Genomic DNA, 2,423 nt, shown 5'->3' with positions numbered 1-2,423 from the left:
AGCTAACGTTTAGTGTGCCGGGTTATTCACAAGATGAATTGGAGATTTCTGTGCATAATCATCAGATAACCATCAGTGGTAAAGCGAGCGATGAGAAAAATGAATCAGAAGATGAAAAAGAAGGTGTGAAATGGTTACATCAAGGCATTAGTAAAAATGGATTTTCTGTAAATTTCAGCCTTGAGCATCGAATAACGATTCAGCAAGCGACGCTGGATAAAGGATTATTAACCTTGCAATTTATCTACGAGATCCCTGAACAGGAAAAACCGCAGAAGATTCCTATTGGCGTTCAAAATGAATCCGGGTGTGTCCTTGAACACAACGCTGCTTAATCATAGTGCCCCTAATTGGGGCGCTTTAACTTTCTAACGGCAACAACGTATAACTGTCCTCATCAATCGGGCAAATGAAGTGCGCCGCCAGTGGGTCAACCTCTCCCGCATGGATGTAGTGCAAGACGTGCTGATTACGCGTCATGCCGCCAAGCGTCCGATGCCAGTAGGTTTTCGCTGCCGCTTTACTTTTTGTCCGGTACAGTTCAAAAAATTGTGCATCCGGTGCGATCACTTCCGCCACCACGATACGCCCGACAATGCCATGAAAACAGTGTTCGCAGCCTTCAAAATGGCGCATAAACACCTTTTCAGGTTGGCAATGGTGTTCAATCAGATCGCGATCGTCCGCCTCAAGCTGCCCGGCTACCCGGTGATAAGGCACTTTGCAGTGCGGGCATAAGCGCTGTACCAGTCGTTGGCTTATCAGCCCAATCAATAACTGCGCATCGGCCAATAGCCGTGCGGATACCCCTTCTATTTCCAGTCGTTCAAGAAGCCTGTTGCTCAATAGCAAAATTAATTGTGACTTACAAAAAAACCAGCCATTGATGATAAAATAATCAATTTTTGAATTAAAAATGACCCATATAAGATCAAAAAATAACCTATTTTTGTGTTTTTTAGATGTATCTAACTTGTTTTTATTGAAAGCAGTTTTATTTCACTATTGAGCAACAGGCTTAAGGATATTCAGGCCATCATTTGCGTGAAGTGTCGTCATCAGCAGATGCCCGGTCATGGCCGCTTTCAGTGCGGTGATGGCAGATTCCAAATCGCGGATTTCACCGTTTAAAATCGCATCCGGATCGCATCGCAAGGCATAGGCCATCGATAGCAGCCATGCGCGTTTGATTTCTTCGGTGTTTTTCTTATCAGCGATGATCGGCGTCTGGATTGCGCCATAAATTCGGCCTTCGGGGGGGTCTTCAATGGTTAACAGTCGCCGTATCGGTAATTTGTTGATATAGCCCCATAGTGTCGCTACCAATGTAAAAATGATCCACTTGCTAATGTAAAACTGATCCACCAAGAGTAAAAATGGCAGTTTTAAGGTACTGCCGATGATAACATTGGAGATCAGACACGAGTTTCGCACAGGCATATAAAATTCTAAAAATGGCTTAAAAGCAATGATTAATCTGCAAGTTACTAAAAAACATAAATTTTCTTAAATTACAATAAGTTGTATTTGATTTATAAGGTTTTGACTATTTATATATCATGCTGAATTAAACTTAAAAATAGAGCGTTTTTTTATTGGTGCGAAACTCGTGTCAGAGTGGAAATTTCTGTTTTACATCGCCAGGGTATGTCTATACGTGCGATTGCTCGACGGCTTTCATGCTCAAGCTACCGTGCTAAGTCAAGAAAAAGATCGCCTTAAGTTTTGGCAACACCCCCCTAAGTGCTGTCAACTTGCTGACAGCACCAAATCCCCGATACATCGCGGTTATACCGTGCTAACGGGGTTAAATCTACTGTAAAACCGCATGGCTATTCAGGGTGGGTGGGCGACAAGCTTTCTTATAGCCCCATCCGGCTTACGCCGGGTTTCGGCGGTTTATCTACTGCGTCATATGAAACAGCATCATGCAGCCTTACATGCGCTACGCCTATCTGAATGCAGGTAATCAGCATCGAACGGCTTTTGTGTCTTCAATACCCCATAGCACCAGTGAACAAGTTTTCGCATAAGTGCTCCAATGGCACACATCTTCGCTTTCCCGCGAAGGCATAATCGTTCATAGATCGTTTTCATCGTCGGATTAAATCTCAAACCACACAACGAAGACAGATACAGTTTTGCCCGCATTTCTGGCGGTCCTATTTTAGACAACTTCGGTTTTCCTCTGACCGATGTGCCGGAGTATTTTTCAACAGGAACCACGCCCAGAAATGCTGCAACCTGCTCTGCTGTGTCGAAACGATGACTCCGTAGGATAACCAGCATATTCATACCTAACTGAAAACCGACGGATTTTATTGATGTCAGTAGGTCAAAATCCTTTTTTAATTCAGGATTCTGGTCAAGGTGAGTCAGGATAAGAGCATCCAGATTCTCAATCTCCGTGCTTAAGTTACGAA

At 43.6% G+C, this 2,423-nt stretch carries 3 protein-coding genes and 2 pseudogenes; 2 read left to right on the top strand and 3 right to left on the bottom strand.

Going from position 1 to position 2,423, the window contains the following annotated elements; genetic code table 11:
• On the top strand, window positions 1-335 hold a 335-nt coding region (locus tag CBG25_RS01095), incomplete at its 5' end, for an Hsp20 family protein (protein ID WP_290603906.1).
• 25 nt (window positions 336-360) lie between these two features.
• On the opposite strand, the pseudogene CBG25_RS01090 reads toward CBG25_RS01095, so the two are convergent.
• Together CBG25_RS01090 and CBG25_RS01085 are read right to left on the bottom strand one after the other, a co-directional pair.
• Window positions 361-834 (bottom strand): annotated as a pseudogene (locus CBG25_RS01090) (type II secretion protein E); the annotation flags it as partial.
• Window positions 835-1,017: 183 nt separating this feature from the next.
• Window positions 1,018-1,314: pseudogene (locus tag CBG25_RS01085) on the bottom strand (ATPase, T2SS/T4P/T4SS family); the annotation flags it as partial.
• Between the two features lie 303 nt (window positions 1,315-1,617).
• Between CBG25_RS01085 and CBG25_RS01080 the strand changes: the two are divergent.
• Window positions 1,618-1,722, top strand: coding sequence for a helix-turn-helix domain-containing protein (locus tag CBG25_RS01080; protein WP_290603902.1), 105 nt, complete (start codon window positions 1,618-1,620; stop codon window positions 1,720-1,722).
• Window positions 1,723-1,926: 204 nt separating this feature from the next.
• Here the strand turns inward: CBG25_RS01080 and CBG25_RS01075 are convergent.
• Window positions 1,927-2,423: transposase (locus tag CBG25_RS01075; protein WP_290603900.1), on the bottom strand; the 497-nt coding region annotated here is incomplete at its 5' end.

It is taken from the genome of Arsenophonus sp. ENCA, from assembly GCF_002287155.1.
Taxonomy (GTDB): domain Bacteria; phylum Pseudomonadota; class Gammaproteobacteria; order Enterobacterales; family Enterobacteriaceae; genus Arsenophonus; species Arsenophonus nilaparvatae.
The sequence above is the reverse complement of the archived record's forward strand: the minus strand, read 5'-3'. Positions and strand labels throughout refer to the sequence as shown.